The 23,070-nt window shown below is 50.1% G+C and carries 21 protein-coding genes and 2 tRNA genes; 6 read left to right on the top strand and 17 right to left on the bottom strand.

Annotation, left to right across the window (positions count from 1 at the left end):
• Positions 1–714, bottom strand: coding sequence for a glutamine amidotransferase-related protein (locus ABFZ83_RS14705; RefSeq protein ID WP_411817307.1), 714 nt, complete (start codon positions 712–714; stop codon positions 1–3).
• A gap of 89 nt (positions 715–803) precedes the next feature.
• Here ABFZ83_RS14705 and ABFZ83_RS14710 point away from each other — a divergent pair, with 89 nt between their 5' ends.
• Positions 804–1,583 (top strand): enoyl-CoA hydratase, encoded by a 780-nt coding sequence (locus ABFZ83_RS14710; RefSeq protein ID WP_411817308.1) that lies wholly within the window; start codon positions 804–806, stop codon positions 1,581–1,583.
• A 1-nt stretch (position 1,584) separates the two neighbouring features.
• Here ABFZ83_RS14710 and ABFZ83_RS14715 read toward each other — a convergent pair whose 3' ends face one another.
• Entirely contained in the window at positions 1,585–1,845 is a 261-nt protein-coding gene (locus tag ABFZ83_RS14715; protein WP_411817309.1) for a PGPGW domain-containing protein, read from the bottom strand.
• 203 nt (positions 1,846–2,048) lie between these two features.
• Between ABFZ83_RS14715 and ABFZ83_RS14720 the strand changes: the two genes are divergently transcribed.
• A complete protein-coding gene (locus ABFZ83_RS14720) occupies positions 2,049–3,578 on the top strand; it encodes a UbiD family decarboxylase (RefSeq protein WP_411817310.1) in 1,530 nt (509 codons plus the stop codon).
• Between the two features lie 18 nt (positions 3,579–3,596).
• Here ABFZ83_RS14720 and ABFZ83_RS14725 read toward each other — a convergent pair whose 3' ends face one another.
• On the bottom strand, positions 3,597–4,427 hold the full coding sequence (locus tag ABFZ83_RS14725) for an ATPase (RefSeq protein ID WP_411817311.1): 831 nt from the start codon (positions 4,425–4,427) through the stop codon (positions 3,597–3,599).
• Between the two features lie 949 nt (positions 4,428–5,376).
• On the opposite strand from ABFZ83_RS14725, the gene ABFZ83_RS14730 reads away from it, so the two are divergent.
• Together ABFZ83_RS14730 and ABFZ83_RS14735 are read left to right on the top strand one after the other, a co-directional pair.
• The gene (locus ABFZ83_RS14730; RefSeq protein WP_411817312.1) at positions 5,377–5,715 is read left to right on the top strand and encodes a hypothetical protein; all 339 of its coding nucleotides are present in this window, start codon (positions 5,377–5,379) and stop codon (positions 5,713–5,715) included.
• A gap of 39 nt (positions 5,716–5,754) precedes the next feature.
• On the top strand, positions 5,755–6,210 hold the full coding sequence (locus ABFZ83_RS14735; protein ID WP_411817313.1) for a hypothetical protein: 456 nt from the start codon (positions 5,755–5,757) through the stop codon (positions 6,208–6,210).
• A 183-nt stretch (positions 6,211–6,393) separates the two neighbouring features.
• On the opposite strand, the gene ABFZ83_RS14740 is transcribed toward ABFZ83_RS14735, so the two are convergent.
• From ABFZ83_RS14740 to queF, 8 genes are all read right to left on the bottom strand, one after another.
• Positions 6,394–6,469, bottom strand: a tRNA-Lys gene (locus tag ABFZ83_RS14740).
• 149 nt (positions 6,470–6,618) lie between these two features.
• Positions 6,619–7,746, bottom strand: coding sequence for a tRNA guanosine(34) transglycosylase Tgt (gene tgt / locus ABFZ83_RS14745; protein WP_411817314.1), 1,128 nt, complete (start codon positions 7,744–7,746; stop codon positions 6,619–6,621).
• The gene (locus ABFZ83_RS14750) at positions 7,743–8,081 is read right to left on the bottom strand and encodes a tRNA-binding protein (RefSeq protein WP_411817315.1); all 339 of its coding nucleotides are present in this window, start codon (positions 8,079–8,081) and stop codon (positions 7,743–7,745) included. The genes tgt and ABFZ83_RS14750 overlap by 4 nt, the downstream gene beginning before the upstream one ends.
• Entirely contained in the window at positions 8,078–9,127 is a 1,050-nt protein-coding gene (gene queA, locus ABFZ83_RS14755) for a tRNA preQ1(34) S-adenosylmethionine ribosyltransferase-isomerase QueA (RefSeq protein ID WP_411817316.1), read from the bottom strand. The genes ABFZ83_RS14750 and queA overlap by 4 nt, the downstream gene beginning before the upstream one ends.
• A 33-nt stretch (positions 9,128–9,160) precedes the next feature.
• Complete coding sequence (gene cysE, locus ABFZ83_RS14760; protein ID WP_411817317.1) at positions 9,161–9,994, bottom strand: serine O-acetyltransferase; 834 nt, start codon at positions 9,992–9,994, stop codon at positions 9,161–9,163.
• 12 nt (positions 9,995–10,006) lie between these two features.
• Positions 10,007–10,627: an NUDIX domain-containing protein gene (locus ABFZ83_RS14765; RefSeq protein ID WP_411817318.1), complete on the bottom strand. Its 621-nt coding sequence runs from the start codon at positions 10,625–10,627 to the stop codon at positions 10,007–10,009.
• Positions 10,624–11,523, bottom strand: coding sequence for a peptidylprolyl isomerase (locus tag ABFZ83_RS14770; protein WP_411817319.1), 900 nt, complete (start codon positions 11,521–11,523; stop codon positions 10,624–10,626). Before ABFZ83_RS14770 ends, ABFZ83_RS14765 begins: the two co-directional genes overlap by 4 nt.
• Before the next feature lie 16 nt (positions 11,524–11,539).
• Complete coding sequence (queF, locus tag ABFZ83_RS14775) at positions 11,540–12,064, bottom strand: preQ(1) synthase (RefSeq protein WP_411817320.1); 525 nt, start codon at positions 12,062–12,064, stop codon at positions 11,540–11,542.
• 149 nt (positions 12,065–12,213) lie between these two features.
• Here queF and ABFZ83_RS14780 point away from each other — a divergent pair.
• Positions 12,214–12,289 (top strand) — tRNA-Phe (locus tag ABFZ83_RS14780).
• Positions 12,290–12,317: 28 nt separating this feature from the next.
• On the opposite strand, the gene ABFZ83_RS14785 is transcribed toward ABFZ83_RS14780, so the two are convergent.
• A complete protein-coding gene (locus ABFZ83_RS14785; protein WP_411817321.1) occupies positions 12,318–13,784 on the bottom strand; it encodes a lipopolysaccharide biosynthesis protein in 1,467 nt (488 codons plus the stop codon).
• A 12-nt stretch (positions 13,785–13,796) separates the two neighbouring features.
• Positions 13,797–14,654, bottom strand: a complete 858-nt coding sequence (locus ABFZ83_RS14790; protein WP_411817322.1) for a nucleotidyltransferase family protein — start codon at positions 14,652–14,654, stop codon at positions 13,797–13,799.
• A gap of 161 nt (positions 14,655–14,815) precedes the next feature.
• Between ABFZ83_RS14790 and ABFZ83_RS14795 the strand changes: the two genes are divergently transcribed.
• Positions 14,816–16,045, top strand: coding sequence for a hypothetical protein (locus tag ABFZ83_RS14795; protein ID WP_411817323.1), 1,230 nt, complete (start codon positions 14,816–14,818; stop codon positions 16,043–16,045).
• A gap of 9 nt (positions 16,046–16,054) precedes the next feature.
• Here the strand turns inward: ABFZ83_RS14795 and ABFZ83_RS14800 are convergent, their stop codons facing one another.
• From ABFZ83_RS14800 to ABFZ83_RS14815, 4 genes are all read right to left on the bottom strand, one after another.
• Entirely contained in the window at positions 16,055–16,723 is a 669-nt protein-coding gene (locus ABFZ83_RS14800; protein ID WP_411817324.1) for an HAD family hydrolase, read from the bottom strand.
• Positions 16,724–16,752: 29 nt separating this feature from the next.
• On the bottom strand, positions 16,753–18,342 hold the full coding sequence (locus tag ABFZ83_RS14805; RefSeq protein WP_411817325.1) for a peptide chain release factor 3: 1,590 nt from the start codon (positions 18,340–18,342) through the stop codon (positions 16,753–16,755).
• Positions 18,343–18,461: 119 nt separating this feature from the next.
• Entirely contained in the window at positions 18,462–20,177 is a 1,716-nt protein-coding gene (locus ABFZ83_RS14810; RefSeq protein ID WP_411817326.1) for an alkaline phosphatase D family protein, read from the bottom strand.
• Between the two features lie 90 nt (positions 20,178–20,267).
• Positions 20,268–22,925: a TonB-dependent siderophore receptor gene (locus tag ABFZ83_RS14815; protein ID WP_411817327.1), complete on the bottom strand. Its 2,658-nt coding sequence runs from the start codon at positions 22,923–22,925 to the stop codon at positions 20,268–20,270.
• Positions 22,926–23,070 lie beyond the last annotated feature (145 nt).

The following is a 23,070-nucleotide window of genomic DNA, read 5'->3' on the forward strand; positions in this document are numbered from 1 at the left end:
CTAATTTCCATGCATCATGAAGAAATTCGCAATCCATTTGCCCATTAATTCGCGATCGGTACGGTTGTTATAGCTATCGATCCCGACGCCGAATCGATCAGCGGGAATTCGGTCTTCGCGCAACCTTAACAATGCCGTCCCATATTCGTGCATAAATTCGGGATGTTGCTGAAATGACATCGCTGGACCTTGTGCGTATTCAAGCACCCCCATCGGACAGAAGTCCGATCCACCAAGAATTTTTGCCCCCATAGGGGCTTCGATGACTTGATCCTGATGCGATACTGCACAGGCAATCTGGTTCGATGGCGGCGACATCCATTCGGCAGTTTGCGAAATGCGATAATCATGTACGCCGACGCCCCATCCACGGTCGGATTTTATGACCTTGCCGCCGAAAGCTTGCGCCATCAATTGGTGTCCAAAGCATATGCCGACCTGTGGTTTCGGTGCGGCTGCTGTTCGCTTGATCAGCTCCGCACAGGGCGCGATCCATTCATGTTCCTCGTATACCCCAGCAGGAGACCCCGTAACCAATAAGCCATCAAAATCACTGACTGCGGGGAGTTTTTCGCCCCGTAGAGGGTTAGCCACAGAAAACCGGAAATGTGGCGCAGCCGGCTTTATCAGCCGCTCGAACATCGATGGGTAATCGCCAAACTGGTTGTCCAGAGGGGCCGGCGGTTCACCGGTGACAAGGATACAAATACGCATTTTTCTGCCTTTTTTCTGCACCAAATTCTTGATCCCGTAGCGGGCTTCGCGTCAAGTCAGAAAATATTGCCAAAGATAAGGATGCTGCCATGAGCGAACATATTTCCGTGAAGCAGGACGGGGCGGTCATGCGCTTGGGGTTCAATCGACCCGAGAAACGCAATGCCATTACTGCCGAAATGTACGGTGCGCTGGCGGATGGAATGACGCGGGCTGAGCAGGACCCCGCGACCCGTGTGGTCCTATTCGAATCAACCGGCGATATTTTTACGGCTGGCAACGACATTGCTGACTTTATGGCCGGCAATTCCAGCCCAAGCGATAGCCATGACCTGCCGCCGGTCGTGCGGTTTTTGCATGCATTGGCGACGGCTGAAAAGCCATTGGTCGCGGCGGTTCAAGGGGGCGCGGTTGGTGTTGGTGTTACCATGCTGTTCCATTGCGATTTGGTTTTTGCCGCTGAAAACGCCACGTTTCATATGCCGTTTGTTGATCTCGGCCTGGTGCCCGAAGCCGCGTCTAGCCTGCTGATACCGATGCATATCGGACATCAAAGGGCCGCCGAATTATTGATTTCAGGGAAAAAGATTAGCGCAGCGCGAGCGTACGAACTCGGCTTTGTCAATAAATGCGTGCCGGGTGGGGAACTCGCTTCATTGGCCGAAGGCGAAGCAACCATCATTGCGGAAAAAGCGCCAATGGCGGTTCGGCTGACAAAAAAATTGATGAAGGGCGACCGTACTCCCGTTTTAGAGCGAATGAAGGAAGAGGGCGTGCACTTTTCCAGCCAGCTTCAATCCGCAGAGTTTCGCGAGGCAGGTATGGCCTTCATGCAAAAACGAAAGCCCGATTTCTCGAAGCTTGGCTGATTTATTCAGCGGGGTGTGTTTTATCGATGGTATTTTTAATCACCGGCGGGAAACGGTGGCGGTAGCGCCGCAAAGCGCCATCAAGATTTGGCCATTTCCCACGCATGTGCCGAATGAGCCGCTGGACTGCGGGCACATAGGGTGCGAGCAAAGCACAGCCAAGCGTTATCATGATTAGCCCAAACGGGAGCGGCAGGGGCAATACAATAAAGCCCGCTATAATTAGCGTGGTGCCAAAGAATTGATGAATGATCGGCAACATGCCGAAATACGCTCCCGCAAAATTGGAAGGCGGAAAAGCTAACCGCCTTGGTTAAACTATGCGCCGCTACACCCATCGTAAAGAGTAATGGCGAAATTTCGGTTAAATGAACCCGTTCACTTTAAGGCCAATTCCCATATAGGAAGCCTGCCGCGCTTTAGCGACGCATGGGAAATTGAAAAATCGCAAGGTAGTTTCGAAATATGTCCTATCAATCGCTCCGAGACTTTATTGAGAAACTGGAACAGACCGGAGAGCTGATCCGTGTCGCTGAACCGGTGTCGGTCAATCTTGAAATGACCGAAATCCAAACGCGGCTCCTCGCAGAACAGGGACCGGCTGTTTTGTTCGAGCGGCCCATTTTGGAAGATGGCTCTGAATCGGCGATTCCTGTGCTGGTCAATTTGTTCGGGACCGTTAAGCGCGTGGCTATGGGGGTCACTCTTGAAGGTAAAGAGCGAACGACGGGTGAGGAGCTGCGTGAAGTCGGTGAGCTTTTGGCATTCCTCCGTCAGCCGGAACCACCCGGAGGGCTAAAGGATGCGATGGCGATGTTGCCACTCGCCAAGACGGTCATGGCAATGAAACCATCGAGCCGTGATTGGGGTGCCCCGTGCCAGGAGGTTGTGAAAACGGGCGATGAAATCAATCTTGATGAGTTGCCAATTCAATTATGCTGGCCTGGCGAACCGGCACCGCTAATTACGTGGCCATTGGTTGTCACCAAAGGACCCTCAGGAAAGCGCGAAGACGATTACAATCTTGGTATTTACCGCATGCAGAAATTGGGTCCAAACAAGACCATTATGCGGTGGTTAAAACATCGCGGCGGTGCGCAACACCACCAACGATGGGCAAAGACAAAGACTGAACCGCTACCGGCGGCGGTTGTCATCGGTGCGGATCCGGGAACGATTTTAGCTGCGGTTACGCCGGTGCCCGATACTTTGTCCGAATATCATTTTGCCGGATTATTGCGCGGTAAGAAAGTCGATTTGGTCGATTGCAAAACGCAGCCATTAAAAATACCGGCGACCGCTGAAATCGTTCTAGAAGGATATGTATCGCTAGATGAATATGCGGATGAAGGTCCGTATGGTGATCATACGGGGTATTATAATTCAGTAGAGCAATTTCCGACCTTCACGATTACCGCAATAACGCATCGCAAAGATCCAATTTATCTTTCGACCTTTACCGGTCGCCCGCCGGATGAGCCGAGTGTTTTGGGTGAAGCACTCAACGAGGTGTTTATTCCGCTTTTACAACAACAATTCCCAGAGATTACGGATTTCTGGCTGCCGCCAGAAGGGTGCTCCTACCGCATCGCCGTAATCTCTATGAAGAAAGCGTATCCCGGTCACGCAAAGCGGGTGATGATGGGGGCATGGTCATTTCTGCGCCAGTTCATGTACACGAAATGGATTATTGTCGTAGATGACGACATCAACGCACGGGACTGGAAAGATGTGATGTGGGCGATTTCCACAAAGATGGACCCTGCACGCGACATTACCGTTATCGAAAATACACCTATAGATTATCTCGATTTCGCAAGTCCTGAACCGAGCCTTGGCTCCAAAATTGGTCTGGATGCGACCAATAAACTTGAGCCAGAAACCAAACGTGAATGGGGCGAGGAAATTAGGATGTCTGATGCGGTCATTGACCGTGTAGACGCGCTCTGGGCAAAATTAAATTTGCCAGGTTCGGGGAAGTCAATTTGGAAATAGTCTGAGGAGTAATCGCGGTTATAATGACTTTTCAATCAAATCGAGAAACGCCTCAGGTGTGTTGACTTTCTCGACGTCTTTTGCCGCTAGCGTAATTCCCCAGCCATCGGCCATCGCTTGATATCTTGGTCGGCGCCAATCAATCAGGCGGGCAAAGCCCCAACGGATGAAGTGATCTGGATCGACTTCTGTTTCCGTACATCCCGTTTCTTTCAGGTAATCAGCCCAAACCTCGCGTAAAAAGGTTTCGTTATAATACATTGGTTTCGGACTTTTATCGAAACGCGCTTTCAGAGCTTCTGCGTGGCTATCGTCTCCAGCAATATAGACGAGCAGGCAAGACTCGCTCAGTGTACGTAATACTGGGTCATTTTTATCTGTTGGGTCCACGACCTCACAAATTGACCCGCCTGTGTCGCAAATAAATTTGTCGTAGCCGTAGATACTACGTGCCTTTTCGACAAATAGCGGTGTGTCCATCAACGCCCGAATTTCTGCATCTTTGTGTTCGCGTTGACGGCGAATATATTCGTCAAATGGAATGCCGCCCTTTTTAGGATCTCCGGGCTTTCCCAAATAGGTCGAAAGCGGGTCAAGGTTATCAAACGTGATGTTCGACGAGATGAAAATTGAATCAGACAGAAGTAACTCACGCAATAGTGGAACCTTCGTCGCTTCTCGTTTGAAGTTGTCGACGATTGCCTCGTCCATGTAACGCGTGCCTATGCGGTAATCGATGGAGTAATGGAACCAGCGATCCTGACTACGAAGCATTGAGGCAATCCGGGTTTTACCAACGCCTGACATGCCCATCACGGCAATTGGATTACCTCTTACATACGCTCTCATGGATTAGTGTCCTGTGGAAACTCTACCCGTTGCTTTTATGAAATTGTGTAAGCTTGTCAATTCGCTAGGTTATTTCGCCGAGCATCGCAGCGGCGCAATCGTACCGCATTGGTAAAACAAAAGCTTATGCGATCTGTTCGAGTGGATATTTGGGCGGCGCGCCGGGCAGTAATCGCAATACCGCCCAATAAATTCATGAACGAACCTCGCTTAGCAGGCGAAGAACTCGGTTATTGGTCCGAGATGCCATGCTGCGCAATCCAATGGCTGTGTCAGTGAAGACTATAAAAATTCGGAAGAATTAGAGCGTTTTGTGATAGTATAACCATTAGGACTTTGGTTCTATCCCCGGCGCGGAAACAAGACTTCCTCTGCGAATGCGTCGATTCTGTTCCGCTAGGGGATCAATGACAAATATTAAGGGCACTGTGACGAGAAACCGATTGGCACATTTTAGTGCTGTGGTTTTCTACGTTTTATCCCATTTTGTCGTTGTCGCACACGCGGGTGAATTGCACGACGCCCATAGCCCTGCTGACCATTGCGCGATTTGTTGTGTCGCTTTTTCAGACGATGACGTTGATACGCCCCCCTCTTTTATACTGACAGATGCAACTCGGTCATCTCCGCAAATTGACCGTATTCGAAACCATTCAGTATACACCCAAATAAACACAAACGGCATCAAAGTGCGAGCTCCTCCGCGAAGCTAACTTTGTATTGAAATTTGGCCTTTTGTACTCGCTGAAAATTGTGCGGAAAATCCGCGATCGCGAGATAAGTCTATAATCAGCGGATTAGAATTTATGAATCGAACCGGTAGAGACATTCGTTATGCTACATTTTTGCCTACACAGAAGTTCATGAGGTTTTATGTATGAAAAAGAGTGGGCTAGTTAGTTCATAGGAATAAACTTCCTTAATATTGGAAATATGTTACCATAAGGCCATGTCGGCCGATCAGAATATCTTGGTGAACCGCTCCGGCGTTTTAACGCGGGTGCTTCATCTCGTTGTATTTTGTGCGACCTTGCTAATGTTCGCAGGGGCGGCCCATGCGGCTGTTCACAAACATGATCAGCGACCGGATTTTGACGGCGAATGTATTGTTTGTACCGTCGCGGCATCACATGTCGTAAAAATCTCGCCCGATGATTATTCCATTCGTGAACCTGAGAATCTGCTCAATCCGATTAATTGGGTCGAATACAGGTTTGTTGTCGGTAGTTTTAATGGCAAGCGAAGCTACGCTCGTGGGCCTCCACATCTATTCATTCAGTCAAATTAAGACATGCGCCGGAAAGGCGCGAATGAATAGGAGAGTGGAATGGGTGTCCGAGTAGAAGCCCCGGTTAAAGCTGCGGGGCAGTCGAGTCACGTTTCTATATATGATGAGTTCATACATGAAACGTTGAAGCCAAATGAATTCCTTGTTTATGAGGCTTTACAAAAGTCAAAATCGCCTTTGAAGGCATATGATATTCTCGAGGAACTGCACGAAAAAGGGTTACGTGCACCAATGACGATTTATCGTGCGTTGGACGCATTAATCGGTAAGGGATGCGTGAAAAAGATCGCAAGTCTCAATGCCTATATTGCGATTACGCCGGAAGTTGCGTCGGAAGCGAGAGCATTTTTGATTTGCCGAAAATGCGCTCAGGTCAAAGAAGTAATTCTCGACGGAGAGAAGCTAACAGCATTGTTTTCCCCGATGACCGTTGACGGTGACAACCTCACCGTTGAGGTATTCGCTGAATGTTTTCAGGTCTGTCGAGACACATAAAAGGGCGATCGAATAATCATGTACTTTTGGTGCGGCTTCTTTGACCGCACCAAAAGTAAACCTTGATTTAGGCAAAATAACTCCGGCTTGTGGCCACAGTTTGCTGGCCAGACTGAATACCGAGAAGCAACATCTGGCACCGCGAATCAGTAGCGAACTTTAAGCGTAAGTGGTTGATTTTGATGGTGAGCCCAGAAGGATTCGAACCTTCGACCTACTGATTAAAAGTCAGTTGCTCTACCGGCTGAGCTATGGGCCCACGACAATTAGGTGTATTCGGTTTTATCACACCTATTTCAAAGAAATGCCGCCCACGATCCCGTGAAGCGGCAACCGCCTTGGAAGGCGCGGAACATAGGGGCGAGCCTTCGCGGGGTCAACCGATTCGACGTCAGATTTTGCGCTTTTTTACACTAAATCTTCGTTCGTATCTGCTTTGAACTTTTTCACAAACGCATCAAATTCGCCGGCGCGGATTGCAGCCCGCATTTCCGCCATAAGGTCTTGATAATATTGCAAATTGTGCCAAGTCAAAAGCATAGGTGCCAGATATTCCCCGGCGCGGAAAAGGTGGTGGATATACGCTTTGGAATAATCGCGGCTGGCCGGACAATCGCTTTCTGGGTCTAGCGGGGTCGGGTCGTCTGCGTATTTGGCATTTTTGATATTGATTGCGCCGGATTTCGTCCAAGCTTGGCCGTGGCGACCCGACCGCGTCGGCGCGACACAGTCAAACATATCGATCCCGCGTGCGACCGCGCCCACAATATCAGTGGGCTTACCGACGCCCATTAAGTATCGCGGCTTGGCCTTTGGCATATGGGGGGTCGTAAATTCGAGCACACGGAACATTTCTTCGCGTCCTTCACCAACGGCGAGGCCGCCGACAGAATATCCCGGGAAATCTATCTCCATAAGCCGTTGTAGGCTCTCTCGTCGAAGGTCCTCGTAATTCGCGCCCTGAACAATGCCAAACAGCGCCTGGCCGGGTTCGGACATCTCCTCGAACGCGCGTTTCGATCGTTCCGCCCAGCGCGCAGAAAGCAGCATGGATGCCCGCGCATCGTCATGTTCGATTGGAATGGCCGGGCATTCATCTAACTGCATCTGGATGTCAGATCCCAGAAGACATTGGATTTCGATCGATCGCTCGGGGGTCAACATGTGTTTCGACCCGTCGATATGCGATTGGAAGGCAACGCCGTCTTCGGTCAATTTTCTCAATTTCGAGAGCGACATCACCTGAAATCCGCCGGAGTCGGTCAGGATCGGGCGAGGCCAATTCATGAATTTATGAAGACCACCAAGTTTCGCTACGCGTTCGGCCGTTGGCCGCAACATCAAATGGTAGGTATTGCCCAGAACAATATCGGCACCCGTTGCGCGGACGTGTTCCGGCAACATCGCTTTGACCGTTGCAGCGGTACCAACAGGCATGAAGGCTGGGGTTCTGATCTCGCCCTTCGGCGTTGAAATGTGCCCCGTACGTGCTGCACCGTCAGTTGCCGCGAGGGAAAAGGAAAAACTATCGGTCAATGTAGACGTCCACCATTCGGTACTGTTCTCTCCGGTCCGATGAGTACTATAGCGCCATTTTCATCTGAAAAGCCCAGAACCAGAACTTCGGACATGAAATCGGCAATCTGGCGTGGCGGGAAATTGACGACGGCAGCTACCTGCCGTCCAATCAGGTCGTCCGGGCTGTAATGAACAGTGATTTGCGCTGAGGTCTTTTTGACCCCAATTTCTTCGCCAAAATCGATCCAGAGCTTCCAAGCTGGCTTGCGCGCCTTTTCGAATGGTTCGACTTTCTGCACAGTGCCAACACGTATATCGACTTTCAAAAAATCATCGATGGAAATTTCACTCATTGTTCTCGCTCCAAAAGACAGGCATCGCCATATGAGTAAAAGCGATACTCGTTTTCGATAGCGTGTTTATAGGCGTGCTTCATCTTTTCAATACCTGCGAATGCACAAACCAGCATAAATAGTGTCGAGCGAGGTAAATGAAAATTCGTAAGCAGAATATCTGCAGTTCTGAATTTATAACCGGGTGTAATAAAAATATCGGTCTCGTCTGCAAATGGCTTAACAGTGCCGTCCTCGTTTGCGGCACTTTCCAAAAGTCGAAGGGAGGTTGTCCCTACTGCAATAATTCGGCCGCCACGTGCCTTGCAATCATTTATGGTCTGCGCTTGCTTTGGGGTGATTTCTCCCCATTCGCTGTGCATTTTATGACTGTCGGTGTCGTCAACGCTTACTGGTAGGAATGTTCCGGCACCAACATGTAGGGTAATGGATAACAACGTCGCGCCGCACGCTTTTAGATTTTCTAGGAGCTCAGGTGTAAAATGAAGCCCCGCCGTCGGAGCGGCGACAGAGCCCGGCTCGCTGGCGAAAACGGTTTGATAACTTGATTTATCTTCGTCACCCGCGGCTCTTTTGCGGGCAATATATGGCGGAAGTGGCATAACGCCGACATTCTCAATTGCCTGCTCAAACGGAACGCCGCGCGTATCAAACTGTAATACCGCTTCTGCCTGGTTGCGTTCGATGACTTCGGCACTAAGCGAGCCGCCGAATTCAATTACATCGCCGGCTTTTACTCGTTTTGCGGGGCGTACAAATGCGCGCCAACAATTATTGCCGATATCCCGATGCAGTGTCGCTTCAATTGAAACCGGTTCGCCATCGGCGCGCGACGGGCGCTTTCCGAATAACTGTGCTGGAATTACCTTGGTGTCATTTGATACAAGAATATCGCCAGGGCGTATAATTTCCGTAAGATCGCGAATTGTTTGGTCCGCAATACCATCTGTTTTTACGTGCAACATTCGCGCACTATCGCGCGGCGACGCGGGAACAATAGCAATTCGCTCTTGCGGTAATTCGAAATCAAAAAGGTCTACGCGCATGCGGCGCGTCCTATCTTCAGGCTACGGCACATGTCAAATTGAATAGGTATCGTAATTAAACTTCTGATCCATCGTCTCTGATGGCGATGAATCCTGACATGCCCCTACTGGTTTGGCAGGAACACCCGCAACTGTGCAATGCGGTTCGACGTCTTTAAGAACGACGCTACCTGCGGCGATTTTTGCACCTTCGCCAATCTCAATATTGCCTAAAACTTTCGCGCCAACGCTGATTAATGCGCCGCGACGTATTTTGGGATGTCTGTCCCCTTCATCCTTGCCGGTGCCGCCCAAGGTAACGTTCTGAAGTATAGAAACATCATCTTCGATCTCGGCGGTTTCACCAATAACGATGCCCGTTGCGTGGTCAATAAATACGCCTTTGCCAAACTTTGTGGCCGGATGAATATCTACGGCAAAAAGTTCTGACATGCGACTTTGAAGATAAAGTGAAAGCGCCTGTCGATCGTGATGCCATAGCCAGTTAGCAACACGTTGTGCCTGTAACGCGAGATAGCCCTTAAAATAAAGGAAGGGCTGCATAAACTCGTGGCAAGCAGGGTCGCGATTAAATACAGCGCGCAAATCATGCAGACCGGCTTCGACGATTGCGGGCTCGTTTTTATAAGCCTCGGCGCAGACTTCGCGCCACAACATCGCGTTCATTTCAGGATCAGAGAGCTTTTGCGCAAGTCGATAGGACAGGGCAACGTCGAAGCGCTCATGGTTAAGAATGGTCGCGTGAAGAAAGCTCGCGAGCACAGGTTCGGATGCTGCGGCAGACGCAGCCTCGATACGCATTTTGGCCCAGGTTTGGTCCTGCGAAAGAGCGACTACGTTTGATTGATCTGCGGATGGATTTGCCATGATCTGAGTTTCCTACTTTCGCTCGGAGACATCAAGTATATGGGGCGAGATAGGCGCTGGGACTTCGCCGCGCAAGGCCTTAATATAGGCGGTAAGTGTCATCACGATTGTGAGATTGTCAGAAATCTCCCCGCCGAGCACCATATTCAGTAGGGTTTTAAATGGTACTCTCTGAATTGTTAGATCTTCTGATGGTTCAGGTGCGGCCGGGCCCGGCTCCAGGTCCCACGCGAGGTAACAAATCGCCTGTTCATCGGTGACCGAGTTCGACACGTCAAATTTGGTTAATTCCAGCCATGAATTTGCGCGCAAGCCGGTTTCTTCTGCTAATTCGCGTTTTGCCGCTTCAAGCGGTGGCAGGTCCTTATTGCCGCCGCCTTCGGGTAGTTCCCAACTATATTTATCCGACGGAAAACGGTGTTGTCCCACAAGTGTGACATACCCATCGGAATCAATCGGTAAGACGCCAATCGCAAGGTTTTGAAACCGAACGACGCCATAGGTGCCGGGAGATCCGTCCGGTTGCAAAACATCATGACGAACGAGGCTAATCCATGGATTTGAGAAAATCTCATCTGTGGATGTAATTTCCCATGGCCCGATTTTTTTATTTTGAGGTTTCGTCGAGGTCATTTTGATATTTTGGCCGCGTCTCTTACAGGCACATCGGCGGCGCATATGTCGATGTGATTGGGGCGAAAATAGAAAAAATCCTCCGGCCGGTTTCTGCGCGCTTCGGTATAATCTGCAAACAGATTACTATCAGTACGCAAATATTGTAGCGAAGGTTTGTCTTCATCAGGGAGATCGGCTGCGACACGCATGGAAACGATTAAATCGCCGAGATCGCCATCAACTGTTTCGGCAGGTGCGACCCGCCGTAGCGCCTGCAAATGTTCCATTCCATCTACAACCCTTCCGAATACGCTTAGATTGCGGTCCAAATACCGTTGTGGTTGCAACGTAATATAAAACTCGGTTCCGCCTGTGTCCTTGGCGGTGTCGCGCGCCATCGCCATCGCACCGGTGCAGTGAAGGTGCCAAACTTTATTTTCAGCCCGGTCTCGACCTGCTGGCAAATAACCAATGAATCCTACTTCATCGGCATATCCGTCAGAGTCTTTGAGCAATGAAATGCCAACATTGGGGGGCGTTGTTTCGTCAAACTCAGCAGCCAAAGATTTTTTAGCGTTTTTCAATTCTCTCGTTTCGAAAAGGTCACCACCTTGCGCGACAAATCCATCAATTACCCTGTAAAAAGAAAGACCATCGTAAAATCCCTCTCGGGCCAATGTCTTGATTTGTTCTGTGTGGTTTTGGGCAAGGGCGTGCGAAAGCGCGACCACGACCTTACCTCGCAACAATTCGATGACGATGAGGTTTTCAGGATCAAAATCCTTCCACGCTCCATCGGGGGCGGACGCAAGGATTTCACTACTGGATTTTTTTTCTTCTTTGGAGTCGGCAAAAGCCTGGCCAAATTGAATGGCTAAAGAAATTCCTATGCAGATGAATAAAGTGCGGCGCATGATCCCCTCCCTGTGATTAACCTCGACCACGATAGGGCGCTACACCCGGTTCGGGAAGCCATAGCCCTTTGGGCGGTGTGCCGGTTTGATAAAAGACATCAATCGGTATGCCGCCGCGCGGGTACCAATAACCGGCAATTCTGAGCCATTTTGGTTTGATGGCGTCGACAATACGCTTGCCAATCGCGATGGTGCAATCCTCGTGGAACGCACCATGATTTCGGAAGGATGTCAGAAAAAGTTTTAATGACTTCGATTCGACAATAAGTTTAGCTGGCGCATAGTCGATCACGAGATGCGCGAAATCGGGCTGTCCTGTGACGGGGCAGAGCGACGTGAATTCAGGAGCCGTAAACCGGGCCAGATAGAGATCCGACGGATGCGGGTTCGGCGCGGTCTCAAGGGTGGCCTCATCCGGGGAATTCGCCGCGACAGATTGGCTCCCAAGTTGGGAAAGGCCTTCGGTGGCGCTCACCGCTTTCGCTTTTTTCGAGGTTGGCTTGGCGCGCGAAGGCGCAGTTTTTCTGGATTTTGTTGTCATGATGGCTTTCCAATTTTCTCCCTCCATACTGGAGTTAGCCTAATCGCGCAAAGCGGGGAGATTTTGCTAATCTTCCCCATAGACAAGCGCAGTAATCTTGGCCTATAAGCCCGGCTCCGCCGGTTGATAATCCAATTCGCCGGAATTATGCCCAGGTAGCTCAGTTGGTAGAGCAGCGGATTGAAAATCCGCGTGTCGGTGGTTCAAATCCGCCCCTGGGCACCACCTCCCAAATCTAGCATCTTTTTTCTGTTCAAGTCGGTAATTTTCGCGACCGCAGGGTTTTGCGCGACAGGACGGCGTACCCTCCGACAAAGGCAATCGCGCATGCGATTTGGGCGGCGATTTGGTGATCGCTTAATAAAAGAGCCAGAAACCCTGCGCCGGTAAGGGCACCGGCTATACCGGCGATTTCGAGATAGGTCGGATTGAAAATCCAATAGCCAAAAAAACGATAGACCAATATCAGCCTGATCGAGGCCAAGACGAGCATAGCGAAAAGAAAGCCAATCGCTGCACCCATCGCGCCAAAATAATGGCCGAATAGGGCTACCAGCGCTGTTTCGATTATAACGGTGACGAGGATTGAGCGCGGGGGCCAGCGCGGATGTCGAAAAACAATTGGGAGCTCGGTCAACGCGACGGTGCCGTCGATCAGTTCAGCCAATAGCAGTAAGACAAGTACGCTCGCGCCTACGGCAAAACCCTGCCCAAACCATGACATAATCTGGTCGCCAAATAGGAAAACGAAGCTGAGCATACCGAGTTGGACAGTGAAAACAAAAAGGCAAAGCCGACTTAAATGAACACCAATTTTTTCGTCAGATTGTGATTGCGCTATGATCGGCGCAAGCATTGGCTCGAACATATAGCGCATTTTTTCAACGACAGTCGCAAGTTGTCTCCCCAGATAATAGACGCCCGATGCCGCTGGCCCTGCGACAATACCAAGTATGATGATGTCGATACGCCGCAGTGCAAATATTCCGGTTTCATTGATCGCGATCGGAAATGTTCGCCGTCCTAGTTGCAATGTATTTCTTATGCTGATGGCTTTGCGCGGTAATCCATACATTTTTACGACGACGACAAATGCAAGAAGCGCCGCTAGTAACAGGGAAAGCACATAACCTAAAATAAGAGCATCAATCAGCGATATGGTAATAATACCGTCAAATGTCGGGCTCGTTGAAACAAAGTAACCAGCTAGGGCCAGCAGCAAAAATCCCCAAGGTTTGATGATAGCTTTGGCGATCGTATCCCATGCGACAGTTCGGAAATGCCGCGTCGCGGTGAGTGCGACATCGCTCATTGCGATGAGCGGAACCCCGAATGCAGCATAGCGAGGTGCCGCGTGGCTGGGAAATATATTGCCCCAAATGAGCCAAAGGGCCGTGCCTATGCTGATTGAAATAACGGCCGAAAGGGTAAGCGCGGTATATAACGTATGGCGTAACGTTGCGGATGAATTGCCCGCTTTTGCGAGTTCGCCGAGGAGCGTCTTATTCAAGCCGAATGCCGCAAATGCCGCGGCTAATTCAATAATTGCGACGGTTTCTCCTAGGCGACCGAAGACATTCACGCCGTACATTTTCGCAACGAAGACGATCAACATCACCCGCGCGACCATACGAACGCCTGATCCGCTTAATATTTGTAATGCGCCGCGCGCTAGGTCGCGTCGATCACGGATCATTTCGCTTTGTTCGTGTGGAGACATTGCTCGGCTCAATTATGACTTCTCGTCTCTTCTCGCAGTATACTTACCGTCCTCGATAATGCTTTTCACCGTTTCCAGATCGGAGAGTTTGTCAACGTCAACAGCAGCATTCGCATGAGATAGCATGACTGGCCTAACGGAACAGTTCAGTCTTTTTGAAACACGCCGAAATGCTGTCACCGGAGTAAATAGGTGCAATGCGAACCCAATCAGGTTGAGTACACCAAATTGTGAAATCATCTTCCAGGGACGTTTTCGATTCTGTTCAATCCGTTGAAAGAAGGAGACTGCATTTCGGCCCTCGCTGCCATTGATTGCAAAGAGATTAGCTCCAGATATCTCTGCGCCCTTAAAGCGTAAATAGGTTCTTCTCATGCCGGGATGGGCAGCTTCGATCACAGCTTTGTCAACGAAGGCAATATTGATCCCTGAATGGGTCTCGGCTTCATTTAAAAAGTCGTCGACCATTTCGGCCGTCAAAAGTGCATGGTCAGAGGTTGTGACTAAAAAGCGGTGGGCTGATGGCTGCGTTTCCATAGCGGTCAAAACACTGTCGCTAATGGTGCTTTGTGCCGCTGTTGAGGAATAGGTTTTGTCGCTGAATGCGTCGGATAAGCCTGAAATGTTTTCTAATGGGCCTAAATCTTCCGCATGGACGATGACGATATCGTTTATTTGCGCGCTCTGCGACAGGGCCCTCACCACGCGCGTAAGCATGGGAATACCGTCGATCTCGACCAGAGCTTTGTAGGTTTGGCCATGGGCGGCGGCAACAGGATCAATGCCGGGGCGTTTGCCGGCAAGAACAATTGCGGTATATCCTCGGGTGTTTCGGGGTGCCGCAGGAATTACGGTGGCCGCAGATGGCATTTTTTGAATTCTCCAGATCGACTATTTCGGTAACCAAACTATGGCGAAGTTTTCAAGAAGCGAGTATTTTACGTAAGTTTCAACGAGGGCGTGTAGATCGTTCTAAAACACAGGGAATAGACATAGGCGTATTTCGTCGAGTTCCCTATAAGTTTAATGCGATGACGGGATTGAACAAATTCAGGTCTACAGAGCGCGTCCAACTACCTGACGACGGTCCCGCGCTATACAACGCAAAACGAAGTATTGGATTTCTTTTCCTGCATGAGCAACCGCATCAGATCCCGCACCTTGCGCCGGTTCTTGAATCCCTTGTTGCCCTGCAGGAATATGATGAGATTTATGCCTATGTCATGGGGCAGAAGAATGTCGATCTCTTCCGGGCGCTCGTATCCAAGGAAGTTCTCGATCAAATTACATTGATCACGCTCGATGCGCCGGCGATTGCCAAGGGGTTGGAGACATTGATCGGAAAAGCTGCGCCGCTGCAACGAATTGGGGCGCTCTATTCCATTCGAAAACAGCTTGAACGCCATGACGTGATTGCATCTCCGGAAATGACTTGCCTGATACTCAAATCACATTTCGGCCTGAAGAACGCGAAAATGGTTTGGACGCAACATGGCTGTGGTGACCGCGCTGCCGGGTTCAAGAAAAGCATCAAAAAGTTTGACCATGTATTTGTGCCGGGCAGCAATCAGCGCAACCGGATGCTGAGTGAGGGGGTGATTTCCGAAGGAAATTATACCGTCGTCGGCTATCCGAAATTTGATATTGTCGATCAAAGCGGTGACAAAGATAACCGATTTTTTGACAATGATAATCCGACCTTTGTCTTCAATCCACATTTCGACCCCAGTCTTTCGTCTTGGTACAAACACGGGGAGAAAGTCTTGGAGGTTTTTTCAGAACGTAAAGATTTCAATTTGATCTTTGCGCCGCATATTATGCTTTTCACGCGAAAGCTTCATATGACTGCGGATCTCCGTTCTGTCGCGTGGAGAAAACCCCTCAATAAACGGTTCGCGGAATGCCCGAATATTCACATTGATACGGGATCGGTGAATTGCATTAATATGAGCTATTTGCGTGCGGCAGACGGGTATATTGGAGACGTGTCCAGCCAGTTATATGAGTTTCTCTATAAGCCCGGCATGTGCATTTTTGTGAATAGTCATAATGTTAGTTGGGAAGACGATCCTAACTATGCGAACTGGAAATTGGGGCATGTCGTGACGGATCCAAAGGAGATACATGCGCTCCTTGATCGGTACGAAGAGGTTAAAAACGACAGGATGGACCGTCAGGCCGTGTCGTTTAAAAACACGTTTGAAGAGCCATATCTGGGCGCATCTGAACGTGCGGCATTGGCACTTAGTAAAATTCGATAATTTATCGCTCTACCAGTTAAGGACCGGATAGCCCAACGCATCTGTTTTGCGTCGCGTTTTCATATGCGGCGATATAACGAAAGGTGCTTCGACCTCTTTGAACAACGCAATATCGGAATGATGATCGCTGTAGAACGTCCAATGTTGTGACGAGCGGTCTGTTTGAATCATCTCCGCTAATTGTGTGGCTACCATTTCCAATTTGTTTTCGCCGTAGCAATTGCCGCCAATAACTTGTGGCGGCCCTTTTGAAATCTGGCTGAAGTTGGTTTTCGTTGTGATGCTTTTATCAAAGCCAAGACGTTCGGCGAAAATATCCGCATAAAAATCGACGCTTGCGGTTGCCAATACAGTGTAGTCACCTTCATCCTGGTGGCGTTTAATTGCATCGATGGCTTTGGGGCGAATGCCGCCAAGAAGTGTTTGATCAACAAACCGCTCAGAGTAGTCACGAATTTCTTCGGTCGTAAATTCAGATAGAGCAGTCGTCATCATTTTGTTCTTTAGCGCCACCCGATCAAGCTCGCCGCGAGTATAGGCGAGAAGCGGTCCCGTAAATTTTGGAGCAAGCGCCAGTTTCGATCCTGTGGACCTTCTTGTGCTTAGGAGAAATGGTGTGAACGTACCAATTTTTGTGATGGTACGGTCTAGGTCAAAAATTGCGACGCGCTTTGTCATTTCTTCTCTGATTTCTTTCTGGTTCTCTATTAAACCCGCTCGCGGGTCTTTAGGAATTTGACGTTTGGATTCTTTTCTTCCGCATATCCAGCTTCCCATTGGGAGCGAGCAAGAAAGACTGGAGATCCATAGCGGTCATGGGCAATAGCGTTTCTGTTTAAACGTACAAATGCATCGATATCACTCTCAGTACCGCTCAACCAGCGCACGGCATCATACCCGCAAACTTCGAGCGATGCGGCCACGTCATATTCAGCTTTCAACCGTTCACGAATGACGTCGAGTTGAAGAGATCCAACGACACCCACATAAAAATCTGATCCAAGGGAAGGGGTGAATATCTGGCTCGCGCCTTCTTCGGCGAGCGCGATCATTGCGCGCTTCATCTGCTTTGATTTCATCGGATCATCGAGGCGAACACGGCGGATAATTTCTGGGGCGAAATCGGGCAAGCCTAAAAATTGGAGACCATCGCGTTCTGTCAATGTGTCACCAACGCCCAAGGCACCATGATTTGGAATGCCGACAATATCGCCAGCAACAGCTTCTTCGACCAATTGCCGATCTTGCGCCAAAAAGAAAATAGGATTGGCAACGGCTAGGGCTTTATTCGTACGCGTAACTTTGAGCTTCATTTTGCGTTGAAACTTACCCGAACACATACGCACGAATGCGATACGGTCCCGATGGTTTGGGTCCATATTCGCCTGAACCTTGAAAACAAAGCCCGAAACGAATTCCGCATCCGGATCGACTGATGTCTCTTCATTTTGCGCCAAACGGGCTTTCTGTTTACCGGGGGGCGGCGCATAACGCCCAACATCTCTAAGGAGCTCCGCCACGGTAAACTGCCGCAACGCAGAACCGAAATAGACCGGTGTAAGGGTTCCGTCGCGAAATGCCTGAAGATCAAATGGCGCATAGCCTTCTGCGGCTAATTCCATCTCGCCGCGAACTTCATCCATTATGTCTGCGCCGATTAGATCATTCAGTTTCGGATCGTCCGGTGACGATACATCAACAGATCGTTCAAAGCCGAGCGCCTGATCCTCTGCGGGTAAGAGCACGCGATTATGCTCCATATCATAGCAGCCACGGAAACGACCGCCGGTGCCGATGGGCCAGACTTTGGGCGTGACGTCGAGTGCCAGTTGATCGGAGATTTCTTCAATCAAGTCGAAAGGGTCGCGGCCTTCTCTATCGACCTTATTGATAAAGGTAATAATCGGAATATCCCGTAATCGGCAGACCTCAAATAATTTCCGCGTTTGAGGCTCAATCCCCTTTGCGGCGTCGACAACCATGATCGCGGAATCAACAGCCGTTAACGTGCGATAGGTGTCTTCGGAGAAATCCTCGTGCCCCGGCGTATCCAGCAGGTTGAAGACATTCCCTTCAAATTCGAAGGTCATCGCAGATGTTGTGACTGAAATTCCGCGCTTTTGCTCGATCGACATCCAGTCCGAATGTGCTCGCCGGCGCTCACCTTTGGCTTTTACCTCGCCCGCAAGGCGGATCGCGCTCGACGCAAGCAAGAGTTTCTCGGTCAGCGTTGTTTTACCGGCGTCCGGGTGGGAGATAATGGCAAAGGTACGGCGATTTTGGTATTCGTCGGTCATGAAACTCACAGAAATAGCGTGGGCACTCTATAAACATAATGCCCCCAATTAAAAATCGGGGGCATCGGACAGGTGCTTTATCGCCAAAATGGAGATTAGTCACGCTAATTCCAGAGTGGTCAGGAAATGGCTTTAAAAGGCGAGGGGCCTTGATCCGTCAGTTTGGAGAGGACCGATAAAAACCTAGAGGCTTCATATTCCTTGCTTTTTGTCGTGCTCACTTTGAAATAATCAGCAGTAATATCCGATTTCGTCGCAGTAATAACAACAAACCCGTGATCGTGAACATTCGCATAGGCAACATCAGCATTATGAGCAACCACGCCCTTTTTTGCGATATCGAAGATCGCCGGGTCATCGCTCAAGGATTCGTAGCCGCCGGGTGAGGTGATGCTGCCGGTGCCGATTTCGATGGCGACCTGTTTCTCGTCCTTGGCACTATGCAGATTGTTCGCCCAAAACATATGGCTATCGCCCGAAAGAACGACGAGATTCGCATCAGTCGATTTCACTGTATCGAATAGTCGTTCTCGGGCGGCCGGGTAGCCATCCCACGAATCAAGGCTAACGGGGAGACCAAGTTTCGAGCGCTCCAGCCACATAGCGGTATATCCGCCTTTGGCCATCGAGGCGTCGAGCATGTTTTTCGGCATTAATTCCGTAAAATCTGGTGTATTCATCCGTGCCATGACGGTTTGATTGCCGAGGATTTGCCAAGCGATTCCGCGGTCTTTCGACGATGATAGCTCACCTTTAAGCCAAGCCTCTTGTGCGGTGCCCATCATGGTACGTGACGGATCATTCAAAATTTCGCTTCGAAATTTCTCGACGTCCGGCGTGCCATTATTCATCGGCAGATCGCGGCTATAGCTAAGGGGTTCATCGCGGCCCGTCAGACGGGTTTCGATAACATGGAGCGAAGCGATATCGCCAAAATCGTAAGTCCGGTTTAGCCGTTCGGCGGCGACACCAACGACAGGATCGCGCATCGGCATCCATTCGAAGTAGGCCTGTAGCGCCGCGTCTCGTCGGTCTTGCCACGACCCTTCGGCTTCTTCGTGGTGATTAGATGAACCATCCATCCAGCTATTATTGGCCGTTTCATGATCATCCCAAATCGTAATAAACGGCGCTGTAGCGTGGGCCGCTTGCAGATCCGGGTCGGCGCGATATTGCGCGAAACGTTCACGGTAATCTGCAAGCGTAATAATTTCATGTGCCGGTTCATGGATGCGACCGAGCGCGATGCCTGTCTTTGAATCATATCCGTCAGCGGCATATTCATAGATATAGTCGCCAACATGGATGATGGCGTCTAAATCGGAAAACTTTGAAATCTCGCGATAGGCATTAAAAAAACCAGATGGATAATTTGCACAGGACGCAAGCGCGAATTTGATTTCGTTAGCGCTGCGGCGAGGCAAGGTCCGTGTACGGCCAATTGCTGAGGTGTTATCGCTACTCGCAAAGCGATAGAAGTACGTGGTCGCTGGCTTTAGATCCGTGACGTCGACTTTTATTGTAAAGTCGCGTTGTGACGATGTTTGCACCATGCCGCGGCGGACGACGTCATTGAATGTTTCGTCATGCGCAATTTCGAAGCTGACATTTGCGATTTCGGATACTGTTGTCGGTACCGCGCGGGTCCAAATAACAACCGCAGATTGGGTGGGGTCACCTGAAGCGACGCCATAATTAAATTCAGCAGCGGTCGTTTCCGCCGATTTCGGAAGCGGCCCACAGCTCCCCAATATTGTGAATCCCGCGCCAGCTGAGAACTGTTTCAATGCCTGACGACGCGTGAGTAACTTATTCTTTGCGCGGTTTGCTGTCATTTTTGAGCTCTTTTCAAATATAGATCAGGCGGAAGTCTAGATCGAAAAGAGGCGCAATCAACGTTGATTGCGCCCCAATACTTGTCTGAATTAGAAGTCGTATGACAAATTCACGCGGAAAATACGAGGAAGACCGGGCATAACGGCAACTTCTTTGTAAACTTCCGCTGAAGGGGTGAAATATCGTTTGTCGAAGAGGTTATCGACATTCACCGAGAGGGTGAATTGTTCAAACTCCACGAAGGCCGCAACCTTCGCCAGAGTGTAAGATGGCAGAACGATATCGTTTTCGAAAATCCCGCCAGTCTCCGAGACATAGCTGCCGCCGGCTGTGATACCGGCTTTCGCGTTGCCGCCAAAGAATGTGAACGGGTTGGTTGTGTAAGTGCCGTAAAGGCTCGCAACGATTTCCGGGATCGTTGTCAGCGTGTAACCATCGGCTAGGTACGGCAAATAGCCCGCATTGTTGATCGCGAAAGTACCGCCATAACCGAGAACGGGATCAACGCCGAATTGGTCCGGGCGAACCTGAAGATATTCGCCGCGACCTGCGCCGGGCGCATCCACTTTTGTTTCCTGCTTGGTGAAGGAAGAGGTGAAGCTGAGATTGTCGGTCGCGAGCCAATGAATTTCAGTTTCAAACCCTTCGGCGGTTGTACCGCTGATATTGCCGAGCATATCGGTCTGACGGCGATATTGCTCGTAATAGGCGAGGCTGCCAAAGAGGTTGCCATCAAGAATTGAGAATTTGATCCCGGCTTCTTTGAGCTTCGAAGGAGAAATATAGAGGCCGGAACCAATTGTGCCTTCGCTTACGCCGCCAGTTTGGGAGGATTCGAGCGAACGCGGCTCGGCGTAGGTAATGTAAGGGGTGACGCCGAACGGCGTTTCGTAACGGCCTGAGATCGACCATGTCACTGCGCCGCTTTCATCTTCGACGAGGGTGTCTGCGACGCCAAAAACGGTCTCACCCGTATTGATCGCTTGCAGGTCGAAATAGTCATACCGGAGGCCAGCAAGAATGCTGAAGCGTTCGAACAGCTTGATATCTGTCATGCCGAAAACCGACGACGAATTCCATTTCATATCACGACGTGAATCCCATGCTGGTTCACCGTCGACCATGTTTGGCGCGAGGATGCGATCACCGCCTGTTGCGCCGAATGAAAGATCGCGACGGTCGAAGGCGAGATATCCAGACAGGAAGGATTCATACTGTTTCGCGTCGTGGCGGCGATGCGCAATACCAACAACAGAGTCCGCTCTGAGATTGTCTCCGAGCGAGGCATCGAACGCGTAGCTAATCCGACCCTCTAAGGCTGTTGCCTCATAGTCGGCGGCAAAGCCGAAGCTGTTGAAGCGTTCGTTTTCCATATCATCAATGAAAAACTGGAACGACAATTTGCTGTCATCGCTAAAGACACGTTCAAGGGCTGCGTAACCTGTGATTGTATCTGTGTTATTGTAGTCGCCTTCGTCTGCAAAAATTTGGCTACCGTCGAGCGTCGTTGTCCCGACGCCTTCATCAAGCGCAAATTCTGGCAGAGCATAGCCATAATATTCAGCAATCTGACGAATATTGGAGAGGCCGTAGAATGAACCGATCGCCGCGTCGATTTCGCCATAGCTCAGATAGCCATCGCCATCGAGGTCAGTGATGTCTGTATCGCGGCCGGTAACATAGGTTCCGTTATCAACGAGATCTTGCGTAACCCGATTCCAGCCCGGTGTCTGAATGCGGCCAGATTCGGTGAAATACATCACATTGAATTCGACGCTCCATTGGTCGGAAATATCGCCGACATAAGTGCCCTGAAGGTTTGTGTGTTTCGGGTGAATGTTTTGGTAATAGGAATCTGAATCTTCATGCTCACCAAAGAAATGGAAGCCGCCATTGCCGGCGGGAATTGAGATTTCGCCGGAAAATACGGTTTTGTCATATGAGCCAGCGGTTAGATTCAATGAACCGGAAAGTTCATCGACATATTTCGAGTTTTCGCCGCGTGCGGTTTTGGGAACGAAGTTGAGAAGGCCGCCAACTTTGCCAGGTCCGTAAATCGGTGATGACGGTCCGCGCAAAACCTCGACATAGGATGCAGCGCTGAGGTTTGAAGAATAGTTGCCGCGATTTTCAATACGTTTGAAGCCTTGGAAATAGGTATCCGCGAGCGTTCCGCGAACATTCAAATTTCCAGGTACGCCAAAGAAACTTGCAGTAAAGGTTCCGGGAACGGCTGCCAACAGATCGTCCACATCCTGCATGCCGTAACGATCAATAGTGATCTCGCTTACCCGGCTCGCTGCGCGCGGTGTTTCGAGCAAAGAAAGAGAAAGGCCAGTGAGCGAGTCCGTTGCGCCTTTTTGCAAAAGGTTTAGGGGGTCCAGCCTTGTTCCGGTAACGATAATTTCGTCACTTTGCATCGTCACCTGTTCAATCGCAATTGAGCCATCTGAAAGCGTGCGATAGGTGAGATTTGTACCGCGAAGCAATTCGGACAGCGCTTCGCGAACAGACATTGTCCCCGAAACAGTTGGTGCGCGCAGGTCTGATAAATGCGCAATATTTGCGGTAATCGCGATGTCTGCTTGATCGGCCAGATCGGTAATCGCTGCATCAAGCGACTGCGCTGGAATACGAATATCCGCTTGGCTATCTAGGCTTCCCTGAGCGAGTGCAGCTCCCGAAAATACGAAAGTGGCAACCGATCCCAGAAGAAACTTACGAGTTCTGGAATTCAATATTGTCATTGTAACATCCTGTTTTATCGCGCGCGCGCGTAATCAATACTAAAAGACACAAATGTGCCCCCGCGGATGTCCTTGTGCCGTGAATGTGACAGCACCTTACAAGTTTTATGAAGTCATCATTACAGGAATGAAATCGTGCAGAATT

Origin of the sequence: Hyphococcus formosus (assembly GCF_046736345.1) — a bacterium.
Lineage (GTDB): Bacteria > Pseudomonadota > Alphaproteobacteria > Caulobacterales > Parvularculaceae > Hyphococcus > Hyphococcus formosus.